This is a genomic window from Microbacterium sp. NPDC055683 (assembly GCF_053617895.1).
On sequence record NZ_JBSHGQ010000024.1, the window covers coordinates 1 to 14,885 of the forward strand.

A 14,885-nucleotide genomic window follows, 5' to 3' on the forward strand; every position below is an offset into this window, starting at 1 on the left:
GGGCGGGCACCCGTCTGTCACAGGCGCGCCGCGACCCACTTCCAGCTCGCCGCGGCCGACGCCTCGGGGGCCATGGTCGCCCGGTCGACCTCGACGATGACCCACCCGTCCCATCCCTCGGGGAGCGCGGCGAGCGCGCCGTCGATGTCCATGTCGCCGAGGCCCGGCTCGCGGAAGACGCCGCGGGCGGTCGCTGTGCGGTACGGCGTCGGCGTGCGGCGCGTGTCGGCGGCGATCCCGAGGTCGAGGTCCTTCACGTGGAGGTCGAGCACACGGTCGGCGTGGCGCGCGATGAGCACCGCGGGGTCGATGCCCGCCCACGCCAGATGGCCGATGTCGAACGAGGCGCCGAGGAGCGATGGCGGGATGGCCGCCAGCGTGCGCTCGATCTCCTCCTCCGTCTCGATCCACGTCCCGACGTGGTTGTGCAGGCCCGCGCGCACGCCCTCGGCGGCGAGCACCTCGGCGGCGCGGCCCAGCCCGTCGATCACCCGGTCGAGGCGGCCGGCGTGGAAGCCCGCGCCGACCGCCGCGGCGTCGCGCGTGCGGAGCGCGGCGGGCGCCCACGACACCTCCGGCGCGAGGAAGACCGTGTCGAGGCCGAAGAAGAGCGACTCCTCGGCCTTGCGCCGCACGCCGTCGAACCAGCGCACGCCCTCGGCCGACGCCGGGTCGAAGAGCACGCCGTGGTCCTCGGGGAGCGCGACGCTCGCATAGCCCGGGGCGAGCGCGAGACCCGCGTCCTCGACCATCCGCCGGTAGTCGAAGAGGGTCTGCGTGTCGAGGACCTCCATCATGGTCGCGGTGAACCCCGACTCGCGGATGGCCCGCAGCACGCGCGGGTAGTCGGCGCGGAAGGCGGGGTCGGCGAACAGCCAGAGGTCCTCGCTGTCCGGGTCGTCCGGGTCGGCCTTGACGTTGATCCACGGGATGGGGTTGAGGGCGACGCGGTCGGCGCGCAGCAGGGGGCGGGAGGTCATGCGGGCTCCTTCTGATCGAGGCGGGTGGCGTGAGGGGCGGCGACGCGCGCGGCGATGGCCCGGGCGGCGCGGACGGCCGTGACGGCGCCCGTGAGCGTGGCGTTGGCGACGACGGGGGTCGGGACGACGCCGGTTCCGGCGAGGTAGAGGCCCTCGACCCCCCAGACGCCGCCGTCGGGTGCGCACACGCTCGTTCCGTCGTCGACGGGGCCGGAGCGGACGGTGCCGGTGAGGTGGAGCGACGAGCCGGGCACGAGGTGCGCGCGCTCCGTGGCGGGGTCGAAGTCGCCGAACGCGCGCGCGGTCTCCTCCGCGACGGCGAGCGCGCGCTCGATGAGGGCGAGGTCGGCGTCGGAGTACGAGAACTCGATGCGCATGCGCGGCATCCCCGCGAGATCGCGCTCGTCGTCCGAGAAGGCGACGCGGTTCTCCGGCCGCGACTCGACGGGCGTGTAGAGGGAGACGCCCACGGAGTGCGCGAGCGGCCGGCCGTCGTCGTCGAGGTAGGTGGAGTTCATCACCTGCCCGTGGAACGGCTGGGCGCGGCCGTTCTGCGGGATCCACAGCGAGTCGGTGCAGAACTCCCCCTCCCTCGCGCGCGGGAGGTCGTCGGGAGCGATCCCGAACCGGTCGAGGTCGAGGAGCGCCCGCGAGGCGATGAAGGCGTGCTCGTTGAGGTAGCGGCCGAGCGCATCGGGGCGGATGCCCGAGGCGAAGAGCAGCTGCGGGGTGCGGAGGGCGTCGGCGCACACGAGCACCGTGGCGGCGCGCACCTCGCTCTCCGAGCCGTCGCGCATGTCGCGCACGCGGGCTCCCGCGACGCGGCCGTCCTCGACGATGAGCGACGTCGCGAGCGCGCCCGTCGCGAGCGCGAACGCGGGATCGGAGCCGTCGGCGAGGGGAGGGAAGACCGTCGCGGGGCTCGTGCGCCGCAGCACGCCGTCGGGGCCGGGGCGGACCGCCATCGGCATGGGCTGCGGTCGGCGGTCGGCGGGTGCGCCGTCGCCGAAGCGCGCGTCGAGCACCTCGAGGACGCGGCGGCCGAGCGGGGTGGGGCCGATCGCGACGGGACGCACGTCGAGCGCGCGCCGCGCAGCCTCGAGGTCGTCGGCCCAACGCCCGTCGTCGGCGAACACCTCGGTGCCCGCCGGCCACGGCGTCGCCGCCGTCCAGTGCACGCCCATCCCGCCGGCGTTCCACGCGATCGCCGTCGCGGGCATCTGCTCCGCGTCCTCCCCGAAGGCGAGGGTGTGGAACATGCCGGGCGGCACATCGCGGATGTCGGCCGGCACGTCGCGCACGACCTCCGCGCCCGTGTACATGCCCTGGATGCCCGAGCTCACGCGGGCGTTGTACTGCGCCCACAGCGCGGGATCGGCGATGTCGTGGAGGTGGACGCCCGGAACGTCGCCGATGGGCGCCCCCGCGTCGAGCATCGCGATGCGCGCCGTCGGATCGGCCTCGCGCAGCAGCCGTGCGGCGACGGCGCCCATGAGCCCGCCCCCCACGATGAGGACGTCGGACGGCGGCAGATGGATCACGGCAGCTCCTTGGCGAGGGCGGGGAGGGGAGGGGAGGCGGCGCCGAGGGAGACGACGGGGCCGAAGAGGGCGACGTCCATGCGGTCGAGCACGAACCGGAGGGCGCCGATGAGCGGGGCGTCGGCTCCCACGGAGGTCGCCTCGACCGCGATGCCCGCCGGCGTGCGCGCGCGGTCGAGAGCCGCCCGCACGCGCGGGAGCAGCAGGTCGGCGGCGTCCTCGGCGCCCCCGCCCAGGACGAAGAGCGAGGGCGCGACGGTCCACGACAGGATCACGAGCACGGCCGCGATGTACTCGGCGTACTCGTCGACGAGGCGGAGGGCTTCGGCGTCGCCGAGCCGCGCTCGCGCGACGAGCTCGAGCGCCTGCTCGCGGTCGGCGGGCGAGGGCGAGGTGAGCGCGCCGACCGGGGTGCCGTGGAGGGCGTCGGAGGGCAGCGGTCCCGCTTCGATGAGCTCTCCGGCGCCGCCCTGGAACCCGCGGTGCACGGTCCCGCGGATGAGCGTCCCGATTCCGGTGCGAGCGCCCAGGATGGCCCACACGACGTCGTCGTGGTCGCGTGCGACGCCGCGCCAGCGCTCGGCGAGCGCGCCGAGGTTGGCGTCGTTGTCGGCGAACCACGGCACGTCGATGCGCGCACCGAGCTCCGCCGGCAGGTCGACGCCCTGCCAGCGGTCGGTGTTGACGAGGCGGCGGAGCACGCCGTCGTCGTCGATCGCGCCGCCCGAGGCGACCGCTCCCGCCCGCAGCCGGTCGAACGGCGCGCCCGCCGCGTCCGCCGCCTCGACGACGAGGTCCGCGACGATGTCGAGCGTGCGGGGCGGGTCGTCCGCGTCGGGCAGCTCGCGACGCGCGCGGCCGAGGATGCGCCCGCGCGCGTCGGCGACGACGGCCGACGCCTCGCGCGTGGTCACGCGCGCCGCCGCGAGCAGCGCGTGCTCGGCGCGCAGCTCGAACCGACGCGGCGGGCGTCCCGCCGATCCCGTCGTGGGGATGCGCTCGAGCTCGTCGACCCATCCCGCCTCGACGAGCTCGTCGAGGATGAGCTCGACCGTGCGCCGCGAGAGCCCCGCCGTCCCGGCGATCGCCGTCATGCTGACGGGCTCGGTGGCCACCGCGAGCGTGCGCAGCGTGACCGACGTGTTGACGCGCCGCAGCGCCCGCGGATCGAGACCGGCGATCATCCTGCTCCTCCTGTCATTTGAGCCCCGCCGCCGCGATGCCCTGGACGAAGTATCGCTGCAGCAGGAGGAACAGGATGAGCACGGGCAGCATGATGACGAGGGCGCCCGCGAGCACGAGCCCGTAGTCGAGCACGTGCGCCGAGGCCTGGCTCGTCGCGGCGAGAGCGACGGGCAGCGTGTAGGTCCCCGACGACTGCGCGACGACGAGCGGCCAGATGAAGTTGTTCCACGAGGTGAGGAACGACATGATCGTGACGGTCGCGACGGCGGGGCCGGCGAGGGGCAGGAAGATGCGGAAGAAGATGCGGAACTCGCCCGCTCCATCGAGGCGGGCCGCCTCGATCAGCTCGTCGGGGACGGAGGAGGCGTACTGCCGCATGATGAAGATCGAGATCGGCAGCGCGACGCTCGGCAGCGCGATGCCCGCGAGCGTGTCGACGAGCCCGAGGTTGACGGTGATGACGAACTGCGGGACGAAGACGGCCGTGTACGGGATCATGAGCGCGGCGAGCACGGCCCCGAACGCGAGCCGCTTGCCGGGGAAGTCGAACTTCGTCAGCGCGTAGCCTGCCGCGGTGGCGGCGATGACGTTGCCGACGACGACGATCGCCGCGACGACCACGCTGTTCACGAGGTATGTGCCGAAGCCGACCTCCGTGAACAGGCGCGCGAAGTTGTCGAGCGTCGGCGCTGCGGGGAACCACGCCCCCGGCTCCTGGCGGATCTCCTGGAGGCTTCGCAGCGATCCGGACACGACCCAGTAGAAGGGGAGGAGGGTGATGAGCGCCGTGGCGACGACGGCCGCGTAGAGGAGCGGGCGGCCGACGCGGGGCCGGCGGGCGACGGTGGATGCGGTCATGTGCGTGGCCTCAGGATGCGGAACTGGACGGCGCTCACGACGACGACGAGCGCGAGCATGACGAAGGACGCGGCCGACGACAGCCCGTATTCGCCGAACCCGAACTGACGGTAGGTGTAGAGCGCGACCGACTCGGTCGATCCGAGCGGTCCGCCGTCGGTGAGGAGGTACGGCTCGTCGAACACCTGGAGGTAGAAGGTGGAGAGCAGCACGGACACGAGGAGGACGGTGGGGAGGAGGAGGGGCAGCGTCACGTGCACCAGGCGGCTCCACGCCCCTGCTCCGTCGAGCGCTGCCGCTTCGTAGACCTCCTCGGGGATGGCCTGCAGCCCGGCGAGGAAGAGCACCATGGCCGTCCCGAAGTTGCGCCATACGCCCAGGAGGATGACCACGGGCATCGCGAGGTCGGTGTCGGTGAGCCAGTTCGGGCCGGCGAACCCGAACCATCCGAGCGCCTCGTTGACGGTGCCGTCGGCGTTGAACGCGTACTGCCAGATGAGGGCGATGGCGACGATGTTCGTCACGACGGGCGCGTAGAAGACGGTGCGGAAGACGCCGCGGAGGCGCCGGATGCCCGTGTTGAGGGCGACGGCGAGGGCGAAGCCCGTGAGCATCGTGAGCGGAACGCCGACGACGACGAAGACGGCCGTGTTGCCGAGGTCGGTGAGGAAGCGCGCGTCGCCGAACAGCCGGACGTAGTTCTCGACGCCGACGAAGTCGACGGCGAACGGGTTCCTCAGGTCGCTTCCGCGCAGGTCGGAGAGGCTCATCGCGAGCGCGGCGATCGCGGGGACGGCCGTGTAGACGACGAAGACGACGACGAAGGGGGCGAGGAAGAGCCACGCGACGAGCGAGCGCCGGGCCGCGGGGCGGGGACGCCGCGCGCGCGCACGCGGCGTCCCCGGGGTGAAGGCGGTCATGAGCGGGAGGTCACTCCGCACCCGTGCCGAGCCCGTCGGCGAACGACTGGATGTCGGCGGCCGCCTGCTCGGCGGTCTTCTGGCCCTTCGCGACCTGCTCGAGCTCGGTTCCGAGCTGGGCCGCGATCTGCGGCCACGTCGTCGACGCGGGGTAGGTCTGTGCCGTCTGGAGCTGGTCGTAGAAGGCGTCCAGCAGCGGCTGGTCGGCGATGGCCGGGTCGTCCCAGGCGGCGGCGACGGCGGGCATCGAGCCGTAGGCGGCGTACTGCGCGAGCTGCGTCTCGCTGTCCGCCATGTGGCGGATCAGCTTCCACGCGGCGTCGGCGGCGTCGCTGTCGGCGAGCACGCCCCAGTTGCCGCCCGCGAGCGCGCCGATGGAGCCGCCGTCGCCCGAGGGGAGCGGCGCCGTCGCGACGTGCTCCGCCGTCCAGCCGTCCTCGCCCGCCACCTCGTCGAGCTGGCCGATGACCCACGGGCCGGTGATGCTCGCGGCCGTCTTCGCGTCGACGAAGTAGGGCTGCGCGTCGAGGAACTGCGGGCCGTCGAGGTCGGCGACGTCGGAGGTGAAGAAGGAGGCGTTGTACTCGATCGCCGCGACCGTCTCCGGGGTGTCGAGCGTCCACGCCGTCCCGTCGTCGGAGAGCAGCGAGCCGCCCGCCTGCCAGATGAACTGCGCGAGGGTCTGACCCGTGTACTTGTCCCAGCCGATGTCGGCGCCGAGGCCGCGCTCGGCGCCGGCCGACTGGAGCGCTTCGAAGAACGGGACGGTCTCGTCCCACGTCGCGGGAGCGTCGACGCCCGCCGCCTCGGCGAGGTCGGCGCGGTAGACCAGGGTGTAGGTGTACGAGTACCACGGCACCGAGTACGCGGCGCCGTCGAGGACGCCGGAATCCCAGGCGCCGGCGAAGAACGACTCGGCGTCCACGAGTCCGTCGGGGACCGCGGCGAACGCGCCCGTCTCGAGGAACTGCGTCTCGGTCTCGGGGTAGAGCTGCGCGAGGTCGGGGCCGGTCCCCGCGGCGATGGCGGAGCGCAGCTTCGTCTCGTATTCGGCTTCCGGCACGAGGGTGATCTCGAGGTCGAGGTCGGGGTTGTCGGCGAGGAACGGCGCGAGCACCTCGTCGAGGACCTTGGCGTCGCCGTCGGGGGCCCAGAGCGACACGGTGCCCGTGGCGGCCGAGTCGTCGACGACGGTGTCGGCCGCGGCGGGGGCCGCTGCGTCGTCGGCGCGGCCGCAGCCGGCGAGGGCGAGGACGCCGACGAGGCCGAGGCCGGCGACGACGCGGAGCGTACGGGTGGAGGAGGGCATGCGGTGCTCGATTCTCGAGGAGGGGAGTGGAGCATTAGGTGCGGATGTAGCGAAATCGGGGGCGCCGCATCCGCCGACGACGTTAGGAAGGCCGTGTTTCGGTGCCGTGTCCCGACCGTCACGAATAATTTCGGCGGTTGTAGCGAAATTGCGGAGACCATCCGACCTCAGCGACACGCCCGGATGTGCTAGGATCGTTGTTTGTCTGCGCACGCTCCTGTGTGCAGTTCGTGCGCTCCCACCTGAACACAGCCCGTCCGCGGGCGGGTGACGGGCGTGCAGACAAGAGATCTTGGGTGGGGCCGTCGGTCCCACGGTAATGAAGGAGTGAACCATGGCTGCTGTGTGCCAGGTGACCGGTGCCGTTCCCGGCTTCGGTCACAACGTCTCGCACTCGCACCGCCGGACGAAGCGCCGCTTCGACCCGAACGTGCAGAAGAAGACGTACTACGTCCCGTCGCTCGGTCGGAAGATCACGCTGAACGTGTCCGCCAAGGGCATCAAGGTGATCGACGCGCGCGGCATCGAGTCGGTCGTGAAGGACCTCATCGCGAAGGGTGTGAAGCTCTAATGGCGAAGAAGGCACAGGACGTCCGTCCCATCATCAAGCTGCGTTCGACCGCGGGCACGGGGTACACCTACGTGACCAAGAAGAACCGCCGCAACAACCCCGACCGCCTCGTGCTCAAGAAGTACGACCCGGTCGTGCGCAAGCACGTCGACTTCCGCGAGGAGCGTTAATCATGGCCAAGAAGAGCAAGATCGCTCGCAACGAGCAGCGCAAGGTCGTCGTCGAGCGCTACGCGGCGAAGCGCGCCGAGCTGAAGAAGCAGCTCATCGACCCGAACGCGACCGACGAGCAGCGCGAGGCCGCTCGCGTGGGCCTGCAGAAGCTGCCCCGCAACGCGTCGCCCGTGCGCGTCCGCTCGCGCGACGTCATCGACGGTCGTCCCCGCGGCGTCCTGACGAAGTTCGGCATCTCGCGTGTCCGCTTCCGCGACATGGCGCACCGCGGCGAGCTGCCCGGCGTGACCAAGTCGAGCTGGTAAGCATCCGCTTCACGCGAAGGGCGGGACTCCTCACGGAGTCCCGCCCTTCGTCGTCTCCCCCGGGTCATCGGGCCGGCGCGCTCTCGTGCTCCTCCGCCCAGGTGAGCGCGAAGTCGGCGATCTCCTCCCACCCGTCCTGGCTCACGAGGCGGTGCGTGCGCCCCGCGTACTCGCGGTACTCGACCGTCGCGGGACCGGCCGACGTGTACTTCCGCACGATCGCACGACCGATGGCGGGCGGCACGACGTTGTCCTTCTCGCCCGTGATGACGAGGAACGGCGCGCGGTCGGCGCGCGCGTAGTCGACGCGCGTGACGCCGCCCTTCTCGTTCAGCACGGAGGTGACGCCCTCGAAGAAGACCCGGTTGTAGGAGGGGACGGCGTACTCCTCCCACAGGGCGTCGGATGCGGAGCGGTCGAGGTCGTTGCCGAACGTGAAGTGGAAGTGGCGCTTCGACAGCGGCTTCGCGCCGTTGCGGCCGAAGGGGTTGGAGAGGATGGGGGTGCCCGTCCACAGCGTCGACGGCGGCAGCGCCGTGACGCCGGCGGTCTGCCCGGGTGCCACGCCGACGTAGGCGACGCCCAGCCCACGGTCGGCGAGCATCTGCGTGATGACGCCTCCGAACGAGTGGCCCATGATGATCGGGGTGCGGGGGAGCGCCCGGATGATGCGCTCGTAGTGGTCGGCGATCTGCGCGAGGCCGATGCCCTTCAGCGCCTCGGGATCCGAGCGGATGTCGGCGACCTCGCGGTCGTCGATTCCGGGCCATCCGGGGACGATCACCTCGTGGCCGCGGGCGCGGAACCGCTCTGCCCACGTGTCCCAGCTCTTCGGGGTCATCCACAGTCCGTGGATGAGGACGATCGGCGCCTTCTCGGTCGTGCTCATGTTCCTTCTCCTTCGTCTCGGGCCGGGGATCCGGCGTATGCTCGATGGTAGACCGAACGTTCTATCTATACAAGTATTCCCTCGACGATGGCACGATGGGATCCGAGGAGGCCAACGCATGAGCACCACCGGCGCGTCAGCCCGCCCGTCGCCCGCTCGTGAGCGGCTGCTCGAGACGGCGAACCGCCTCTTCTACGAAGAGGGCATCCATGCCGTCGGGATCGACCGCGTGATCTCGGAGGCCGGCGTCACGCGCGCGACCATGTACAAGCAGTTCGGCGGCAAGGAGAACCTCGTGCTCGCCTATCTGCGACGCGAGGACGATGGCCTGCGCGCGCTCTTCGCCCGCGCGACGTCGGCGTCCGACGACCCCGACGTGCTGCTCGAGCTCGTCATCGAGGGCATCGCGGAGGACGTGCGCGAGCGGCATACGCGCGGCTGCCCGTTCATCAACGCCGCCGCCGAGTACCCGGACGGCGAGGGCCCCGTGCGCCTGCTCATCGCCGAGCACCGCGACTGGTTCCGGCAGACCCTCCGCGCCCTCGCCGAGGCGGCGGGCCTCTCCGCGCCCGACGAGGTCGCGGGGGTGCTCGTGCTGCTGCGCGACGCCGCTCTCGTGGGCGGCTACCTCGACGGCTCCGAGCGCATCGAGACCGCGTTCGCCCGCACGGCGCGCGCCGTCGTGGCCTCCCACCGGCCCTGATCAGACGTCGACATCCGCCCCATCCGTCACACGCGAACCGCGACACGCCGCCCCAATCCGACGCAAACCCGCCAGAATCCGCGGAATTCCGGGGGGCGTTGATACATTCGTCACGGTCGCTAGACCACCGGAGGCAAACGCCGCCGGTCCGAATGAACTTGCGGCGTCCTCACGCCGCTGGAGGATGACATGGCCGACAAGACCATCACCAAGACCGAGCTCGTCGCGAGCATCGCGAGCGCGACCGGTCAGAGCCAGGCCGCCGTCTCGGGCGTCCTCGACGCCCTCTTCACCTCGGTCTCCGAGTCCGTCGCGAAGGGCGCGAAGGTCTCGATCCCCGGTTGGATCGCCTTCGAGCAGGTCGACACCGCCGCCCGCACGGGCCGCAACCCCCAGACCGGCGAGGAGATCGCGATCCCTGCGGGCAAGCGCGTCAAGGTGACCGCCGGCTCGAAGCTCAAGGCCGCCGTCAAGTAAGACCGCTGCCGCACGGTTGTTGCGAAGGGTTCTCGTCCAACGGATATCCGTTGGACGAGAACCCTTCCGTTTGCGCGGAATCGGGTGTGCGCTCGACAAACGGATACCCGTTGGGCAAGAGAGGCGAGGGCACGAGCAGGGGCGGCGGGGCTGCGAGCGAGTGTCCAGGGGGCGCGAATAGGGTTGAGGGGTGAATCCGCGCGTCCTGCGGGCCGCAGGGCCCGCCATCCTCGTCGTGGTCGCGATCGCGGCGGTCGTCGCGGGGCTCCTCATCGGCGGCGGAGCGGCTCCCCGCTTCACGAGCGACCCCGGCGCGGTCGTCCGGTGGGGGCTCCCGGTCGCGAAGCTCCTCGTCAACCTCTCCGCCGCGACCATGGTGGGCTCGCTCGTCCTCGCCCTGTTCGCACTGAGGTCCGGCGAGCGCGAGTTCGACGTCGCGCTCGACACCGCGTCGGTGGGCGCCGCCGTGTTCACCGTGTCGGCGGGAGCCGTCGGGTTCCTCACCTTCCTCTCGGCCCTCGGGGCGCAGTTCAGCCTGGGATCGGAGTTCGGCGCCCAGCTCGGGCAGTTCCTCGTCGGCACCGAGCTCGGTCGGGCCTGGCTCCTCACGACCGTGCTCGCCGCGATCGTCACGGTGCTCGCGTTCGCCATCCGCTCGTGGACGCCGACGCTGCTCACCGCGGTGCTCGCGCTCGTCAGCCTCGTGCCGATGGCGACGCAGGGCCACTCCGGCGACCTCGCGAACCACACCGCCACGGTGATGGCGCTCACGCTGCACGTGATCGGCGCCGCCGTGTGGCTCGGCGGTCTCGTGCTGCTCGTCATCGTGCGCCCCGCCGTGGATGCCGCGCGCCTCGGGCCGCTGCTGCTGCGCTACTCGTCGCTCGCGCTCGTCGCGTTCGTCGTCGTCGCGGTGTCGGGGTACGCCCGCACGCTCACCTCGATCGGGCGATGGGACGAGCTGCTCACGCCCTACGGCGCCATCCTCATCGCGAAGATCGTCGCGCTGCTCGTCATGGGCGGTCTCGGCGCGCTCTACCGTCGTCGGCTCATCGCCAGGGCGTCGGATGGCCGCGGCCCGTTCTGGGGGCTCGTCGCGCTCGAGCTCGCCTTCATGGGCATCGCCTCGGGCGCTGCGGCGGCGCTCGCGCGCACGGCCCCGCCGTCGGGCGAGGCGACCGTGCCCCAGACGACGCCGGCCGAGATCCTCACGGAGGCGCCGCTGCCGCCCGAGCTCACGATCGAGCGCTGGTTCACGGCATGGGACGTCGACCTGCTCTGGGTCTTCGTCGCGGCCTTCGGCATCTTCTTCTACCTCGCCGGGGTCTGGCGCCTGCGCCGTCGCGGCGACCGCTGGCCCGTGTACCGGACGGTGCTCTGGGTCCTCGGCATGCTCCTGCTCGTCTGGGTGACGTGCGGGCCTCTCACGGCGTACGGCGACTACCTCTTCAGCATGCACATGCTGGGCCACATGCTGCTCAGCATGGCCATCCCGCTCCTCCTCGTGCCGGGGGCGCCCGTGACCCTCGCGGCCCGCGCCATCCGCAAGCGCGAGGACGGCACCCGCGGCGGCCGGGAGTGGATCCTCTGGGCCGTGCACACGCCGTTCGCCCGCGTCATCACGCATCCGATCGTCGCGGCGGGCATCTTCATCGGGTCGCTGTGGGCGTTCTACTACACCGACCTCTTCCGATGGTCGCTCTACGACCACCTGGGGCACGAGTGGATGATCGTCCACTTCCTGCTGTCGGGCTACCTCTTCGTCATGTCGCTCATCGGCATCGACCCCGTGCCCTACCGGCTGCCGTACGCCGGCCGCCTCGTGACGCTCATCGTGACGATGGCGATGCACGCCTTCTTCGGCATCTCGATCATGAGCCAGTCGGGCCTCATGGTCGCCGAGTGGTTCGGCGCGATGGGCCGCACCTGGGGTGCGACGCCCTTGGAGGACCAGTACGCGGGCGGCGGCGTGGCGTGGTCGATCGGCGAGATCCCCACGCTCATCACGGCCGTGGTGGTGGCCATCCAGTGGAGCCGCAGCGACGAGCGCCTCCAGCGACGCGCCGATCGGCAGGCCGACCGTACGGGCGACGCCGAGCTCGAGGAGTACAACGCGCGCCTCGCGAGGCTCGCCGAGCGCGACGCGAAGCGCGGACTCTGACGTCATAGCCGGGTCATAGGCGCACCATCGGGCGTGCCAGGATGCACCGGGCACAGTGGTCTCATCTTCGATCGAGAGGAAGAGAGGCCGATCATGGCACGCATCCCGGAACCCGAGCAGACCCCCGAGGGCCCCTCCTACGAGGGACGCCTTCTCGACAGGCCGGATGAGGAGGTCGTCGACCAGGGCGCCGGCTTCGACATCAAGACGCTCGTCAGCCGCCGCGGGGTGCTGAGCCTCGTCGGCGTCGGCGTCGGAGCGGCGACGCTCGCCGCGTGCGCCCCGGCGGCGACGTCGAGCACGTCGAGCACGTCGAGCACGTCGAGCACGTCGACCCCGACGGCGACGTCGACGCCCACGGAGTCCGCGACCGCCACCCCGACGCCGACCGAGACGGCCGAGTCGATCACGCTGCCGAGCGGCGAGATCCCCGATGAGACCGCAGGCCCGTATCCGGGCGACGGGTCGAACGGACCCGACGTGCTGGAGGAATCCGGCATCGTCCGCAGCGACATCACGACGAGCATCGACGGCTCCGCCACGGCGGAGGGAGTCCCCCTCACCTTCTCGATCACCGTGACCGACACAGCGGGCGGCGACGCGCCCTTCGAAGGGGTCGCGGTCTACGCCTGGCACTGCGACGCGCAGGGTCGGTACTCGATGTACTCGAGCGGCGTGGAGGACGTCACGTACCTGCGCGGTGTGCAGGTCGCCGACGCGGACGGCAGGGTGACCTTCACGTCGATCTTCCCCGCGTGCTACTCGGGACGCTGGCCGCACATCCACTTCGAGGTCTACCCGGATGAGTCCTCCATCAGCGACTCGGCGAACGCGATCGCGACCTCGCAGATCGCGATGCCCGAGGAGACGCTGGCGGACGTGTACGCGCTCGCCGCCTACGAGGGATCGACTGCGAACCTGTCGCAGGTCTCGCTCGCCTCCGACAACGTCTTCGGAGACGACAGCGGCGCGCTCCAGACGCCCACATGGTCGGGCGACGCGGAGAACGGCTACGTGATCTCGCTCGTCGCCCGAGTCGACACCACCACCGAGCCCACGGCCGGCGCCGCCCCTGAGGGCGGCGGCGGCCAGCCGCCGGCCTGAGCCGGGAAGAACAGGAGAACACCATGCTGCAGAACCTCACGGGATGGCACGCGCTCGTCATCCTCGCCGTCGTCGTCCTCGTCTTCGGGGCGACCAAGCTGCCGGCGCTCGCGAAGAGCGTCGGCCAGTCGGTGCGCATCCTCAAGAAGGAGGTCGCCGAGCCGTCCGCACAGGACGGGCCGTCGGCGGCGGCGCCGCAGACCACGGCCGTGCCCGTCGCGCTCGTGCCGGACGACTCCCCCCGGACGCGTCCGCTCGAGACGACGACGCTCGCGGACCGCTCGACGTCATGACCGCCGTCACCGCCGCGCGGGGGCGCATGCCGCTCTCCCAGCATCTGAGCGAGGCGCGCACGCGTGCCGTCCGCACGGCGGTGGCGCTCGTCGTGGGCGCCGTGATCGGCTACCTGCTGTCGGACCAGATCCTGGACGTCCTGCGGGAGCCGATCGACGCGCTCGCCGCGTCTCGCGACGCGAGTCTCAACTACGACAGCGTCACAGGGGCGTTCGACCTCCGGCTGAAGATCGCGCTCTTCGCGGGGGTCGTGCTGTCCAGCCCGGTATGGCTGTTCGAGCTGTTCGCGTTCCTCGCCCCGGGTCTCACCCGCAGGGAGAGGGCGTACACGTTCGGCTTCCTGGGGGCCGCCCTCCCGCTCTTCGCCGCGGGCTGCGTCATGGGGTTCTCGCTCTTCCCCCACATGGTCGAGCTGCTGGCGGGCTTCGCGTCGGAGGAGGACAGCACGATCCTCGTCGCGTCGTACTACGTCGACTTCGTGATGAAGATCATCGTCGCGACCGGGATCGCGTTCGTGCTGCCCGTCTTCATCGTCATGCTGAACCTCCTCGGCGTCCTCTCGGCGAGGACGATCGCGAGGTCCTGGCGCATCTGCGTCGTGGCGATCGTCGCGTTCAGCGCGATGGTCACGCCGTCGGCCGACGTGCTGTCGATGTTCCTCATCGCGATCCCGATGTGCGGGCTGTTCGCCGCCGCGTTCCTCATCGCGCACCTCCACGATCGCGCCGCCGCCCGCAGGGCGGAACGGCCGGAGGCCGCGCCCGCCGCTCTCCAGGAGGACCCGTCATGTTCGGCCTGACCTTCGAGAAGCTCCTCGTCCTCGCGCTCATCGCCGCCGTGATCGTCGGCCCGTCGCGTCTCCCGCAGTACGCGCATCGGCTGGCCGAGCTCATCCGCTCGGTGCGCTCGTTCCTCGACGCCGCGCGAGAGCGCACCGAGGCCGAGACCGGCGTCTCGCTCGAGGAGTGGAAGCAGATGGACCCCCGTCGGTACGATCCGCGGCGGATCGTCCGCGAGGCCCTCGTCGCTCCCACGGAGGCGCAGGGAGGGCAGGCGGCGTCCACGGATGTCGTGCGCACCGCCGATGCCGGCGTGCGCCCCGATGCCGCGGATGCAGCACCTGGGGCGGAGCCGCCGTCCGTGCGCACGATCCCTCCCGAGCGCGCGCGGGAGGCGGATGGCGCCGCCCCGGCGACGGAGATCGAGCAGGACGTCGCGGACCTCGCACCCGACGTCTCGGGGCACGACGACGTGACGGCTCCCGAGAGGCGCCGGAAGTGGGTCGTCGTGGGCGGCAGCTCCGGTCATCCCCGGCGGATGCTCGTGGACGTCCCGGAGGACCCCGCGCAGGACGGGGAGGAGAGCGCCGAGCCCGACAGGGCGGCCGTCGAGGCCGCGTAGGCGGCCCGTCCACC

At 71.6% G+C, this 14,885-nt stretch carries 17 protein-coding genes; 10 read left to right on the forward strand and 7 right to left on the reverse strand.

Going from position 1 to position 14,885, the window contains the following annotated elements; translation table 11 throughout:
- Positions 1–17: 17 nt before the first annotated feature.
- The 6 genes from ACWGPF_RS10535 to ACWGPF_RS10560 are packed head-to-tail and all read right to left on the reverse strand — an operon-like array spanning position 18 to position 6,793.
- Positions 18–980 (reverse strand): sugar phosphate isomerase/epimerase family protein, encoded by a 963-nt coding sequence (locus ACWGPF_RS10535; RefSeq protein WP_452332784.1) that lies wholly within the window; start codon positions 978–980, stop codon positions 18–20.
- On the reverse strand, positions 977–2,521 hold the full coding sequence (locus ACWGPF_RS10540) for a GMC oxidoreductase (RefSeq protein ID WP_452332785.1): 1,545 nt from the start codon (positions 2,519–2,521) through the stop codon (positions 977–979). Before ACWGPF_RS10540 ends, ACWGPF_RS10535 begins: the two co-directional genes overlap by 4 nt.
- Entirely contained in the window at positions 2,518–3,705 is a 1,188-nt protein-coding gene (locus tag ACWGPF_RS10545) for an ROK family protein (protein ID WP_452332786.1), read from the reverse strand. Before ACWGPF_RS10545 ends, ACWGPF_RS10540 begins: the two co-directional genes overlap by 4 nt.
- A gap of 13 nt (positions 3,706–3,718) precedes the next feature.
- Positions 3,719–4,564: a carbohydrate ABC transporter permease gene (locus ACWGPF_RS10550; RefSeq protein WP_452332787.1), complete on the reverse strand. Its 846-nt coding sequence runs from the start codon at positions 4,562–4,564 to the stop codon at positions 3,719–3,721.
- A complete protein-coding gene (locus ACWGPF_RS10555; RefSeq protein WP_452332788.1) occupies positions 4,561–5,484 on the reverse strand; it encodes a carbohydrate ABC transporter permease in 924 nt (307 codons plus the stop codon). The genes ACWGPF_RS10550 and ACWGPF_RS10555 overlap by 4 nt, the downstream gene beginning before the upstream one ends.
- A 10-nt stretch (positions 5,485–5,494) precedes the next feature.
- Positions 5,495–6,793, reverse strand: a complete 1,299-nt coding sequence (locus ACWGPF_RS10560; protein ID WP_452332789.1) for an extracellular solute-binding protein — start codon at positions 6,791–6,793, stop codon at positions 5,495–5,497.
- Positions 6,794–7,127: 334 nt separating this feature from the next.
- Here ACWGPF_RS10560 and rpmB point away from each other — a divergent pair, with 334 nt between their 5' ends.
- The 3 genes from rpmB to rpsN are packed head-to-tail and all read left to right on the forward strand — an operon-like array spanning position 7,128 to position 7,842.
- Positions 7,128–7,364 carry a 50S ribosomal protein L28 gene (gene rpmB, locus ACWGPF_RS10565; RefSeq protein WP_317139406.1) on the forward strand — a complete coding sequence of 79 codons (237 nt, stop codon included), beginning with the start codon at positions 7,128–7,130 and terminating at the stop codon, positions 7,362–7,364.
- Complete coding sequence (gene rpmG / locus ACWGPF_RS10570; RefSeq protein ID WP_155049151.1) at positions 7,364–7,534, forward strand: 50S ribosomal protein L33; 171 nt, start codon at positions 7,364–7,366, stop codon at positions 7,532–7,534. The genes rpmB and rpmG overlap by 1 nt, the downstream gene beginning before the upstream one ends.
- 2 nt (positions 7,535–7,536) lie before the next feature.
- A complete protein-coding gene (rpsN, locus tag ACWGPF_RS10575) occupies positions 7,537–7,842 on the forward strand; it encodes a 30S ribosomal protein S14 (RefSeq protein WP_345437448.1) in 306 nt (101 codons plus the stop codon).
- 64 nt (positions 7,843–7,906) lie between these two features.
- Here the strand turns inward: rpsN and ACWGPF_RS10580 are convergent, their stop codons facing one another.
- Positions 7,907–8,731 carry an alpha/beta hydrolase gene (locus ACWGPF_RS10580; protein ID WP_452332790.1) on the reverse strand — a complete coding sequence of 275 codons (825 nt, stop codon included), beginning with the start codon at positions 8,729–8,731 and terminating at the stop codon, positions 7,907–7,909.
- 118 nt (positions 8,732–8,849) lie between these two features.
- On the opposite strand from ACWGPF_RS10580, the gene ACWGPF_RS10585 reads away from it, so the two are divergent.
- The 7 genes from ACWGPF_RS10585 to ACWGPF_RS10615 all read left to right on the forward strand — a co-directional run bounded on the left by ACWGPF_RS10585 (position 8,850) and on the right by ACWGPF_RS10615 (position 14,871).
- Positions 8,850–9,434, forward strand: coding sequence for a TetR/AcrR family transcriptional regulator (locus tag ACWGPF_RS10585; RefSeq protein ID WP_452332791.1), 585 nt, complete (start codon positions 8,850–8,852; stop codon positions 9,432–9,434).
- Between the two features lie 189 nt (positions 9,435–9,623).
- On the forward strand, positions 9,624–9,911 hold the full coding sequence (locus tag ACWGPF_RS10590) for an HU family DNA-binding protein (RefSeq protein ID WP_271172653.1): 288 nt from the start codon (positions 9,624–9,626) through the stop codon (positions 9,909–9,911).
- A gap of 190 nt (positions 9,912–10,101) precedes the next feature.
- Positions 10,102–12,072, forward strand: a complete 1,971-nt coding sequence (locus ACWGPF_RS10595; RefSeq protein WP_452332792.1) for a cytochrome c oxidase assembly protein — start codon at positions 10,102–10,104, stop codon at positions 12,070–12,072.
- Between the two features lie 93 nt (positions 12,073–12,165).
- Positions 12,166–13,176: an intradiol ring-cleavage dioxygenase gene (locus tag ACWGPF_RS10600; RefSeq protein WP_452332793.1), complete on the forward strand. Its 1,011-nt coding sequence runs from the start codon at positions 12,166–12,168 to the stop codon at positions 13,174–13,176.
- 23 nt (positions 13,177–13,199) lie between these two features.
- Entirely contained in the window at positions 13,200–13,469 is a 270-nt protein-coding gene (tatA, locus tag ACWGPF_RS10605; protein ID WP_452332794.1) for a twin-arginine translocase TatA/TatE family subunit, read from the forward strand.
- Positions 13,466–14,269 (forward strand): twin-arginine translocase subunit TatC, encoded by an 804-nt coding sequence (gene tatC / locus ACWGPF_RS10610; protein WP_452332795.1) that lies wholly within the window; start codon positions 13,466–13,468, stop codon positions 14,267–14,269. Before tatA ends, tatC begins: the two co-directional genes overlap by 4 nt.
- Complete coding sequence (locus ACWGPF_RS10615; RefSeq protein ID WP_452332796.1) at positions 14,257–14,871, forward strand: hypothetical protein; 615 nt, start codon at positions 14,257–14,259, stop codon at positions 14,869–14,871. The genes tatC and ACWGPF_RS10615 overlap by 13 nt, the downstream gene beginning before the upstream one ends.
- Positions 14,872–14,885: the final 14 nt, after the last annotated feature.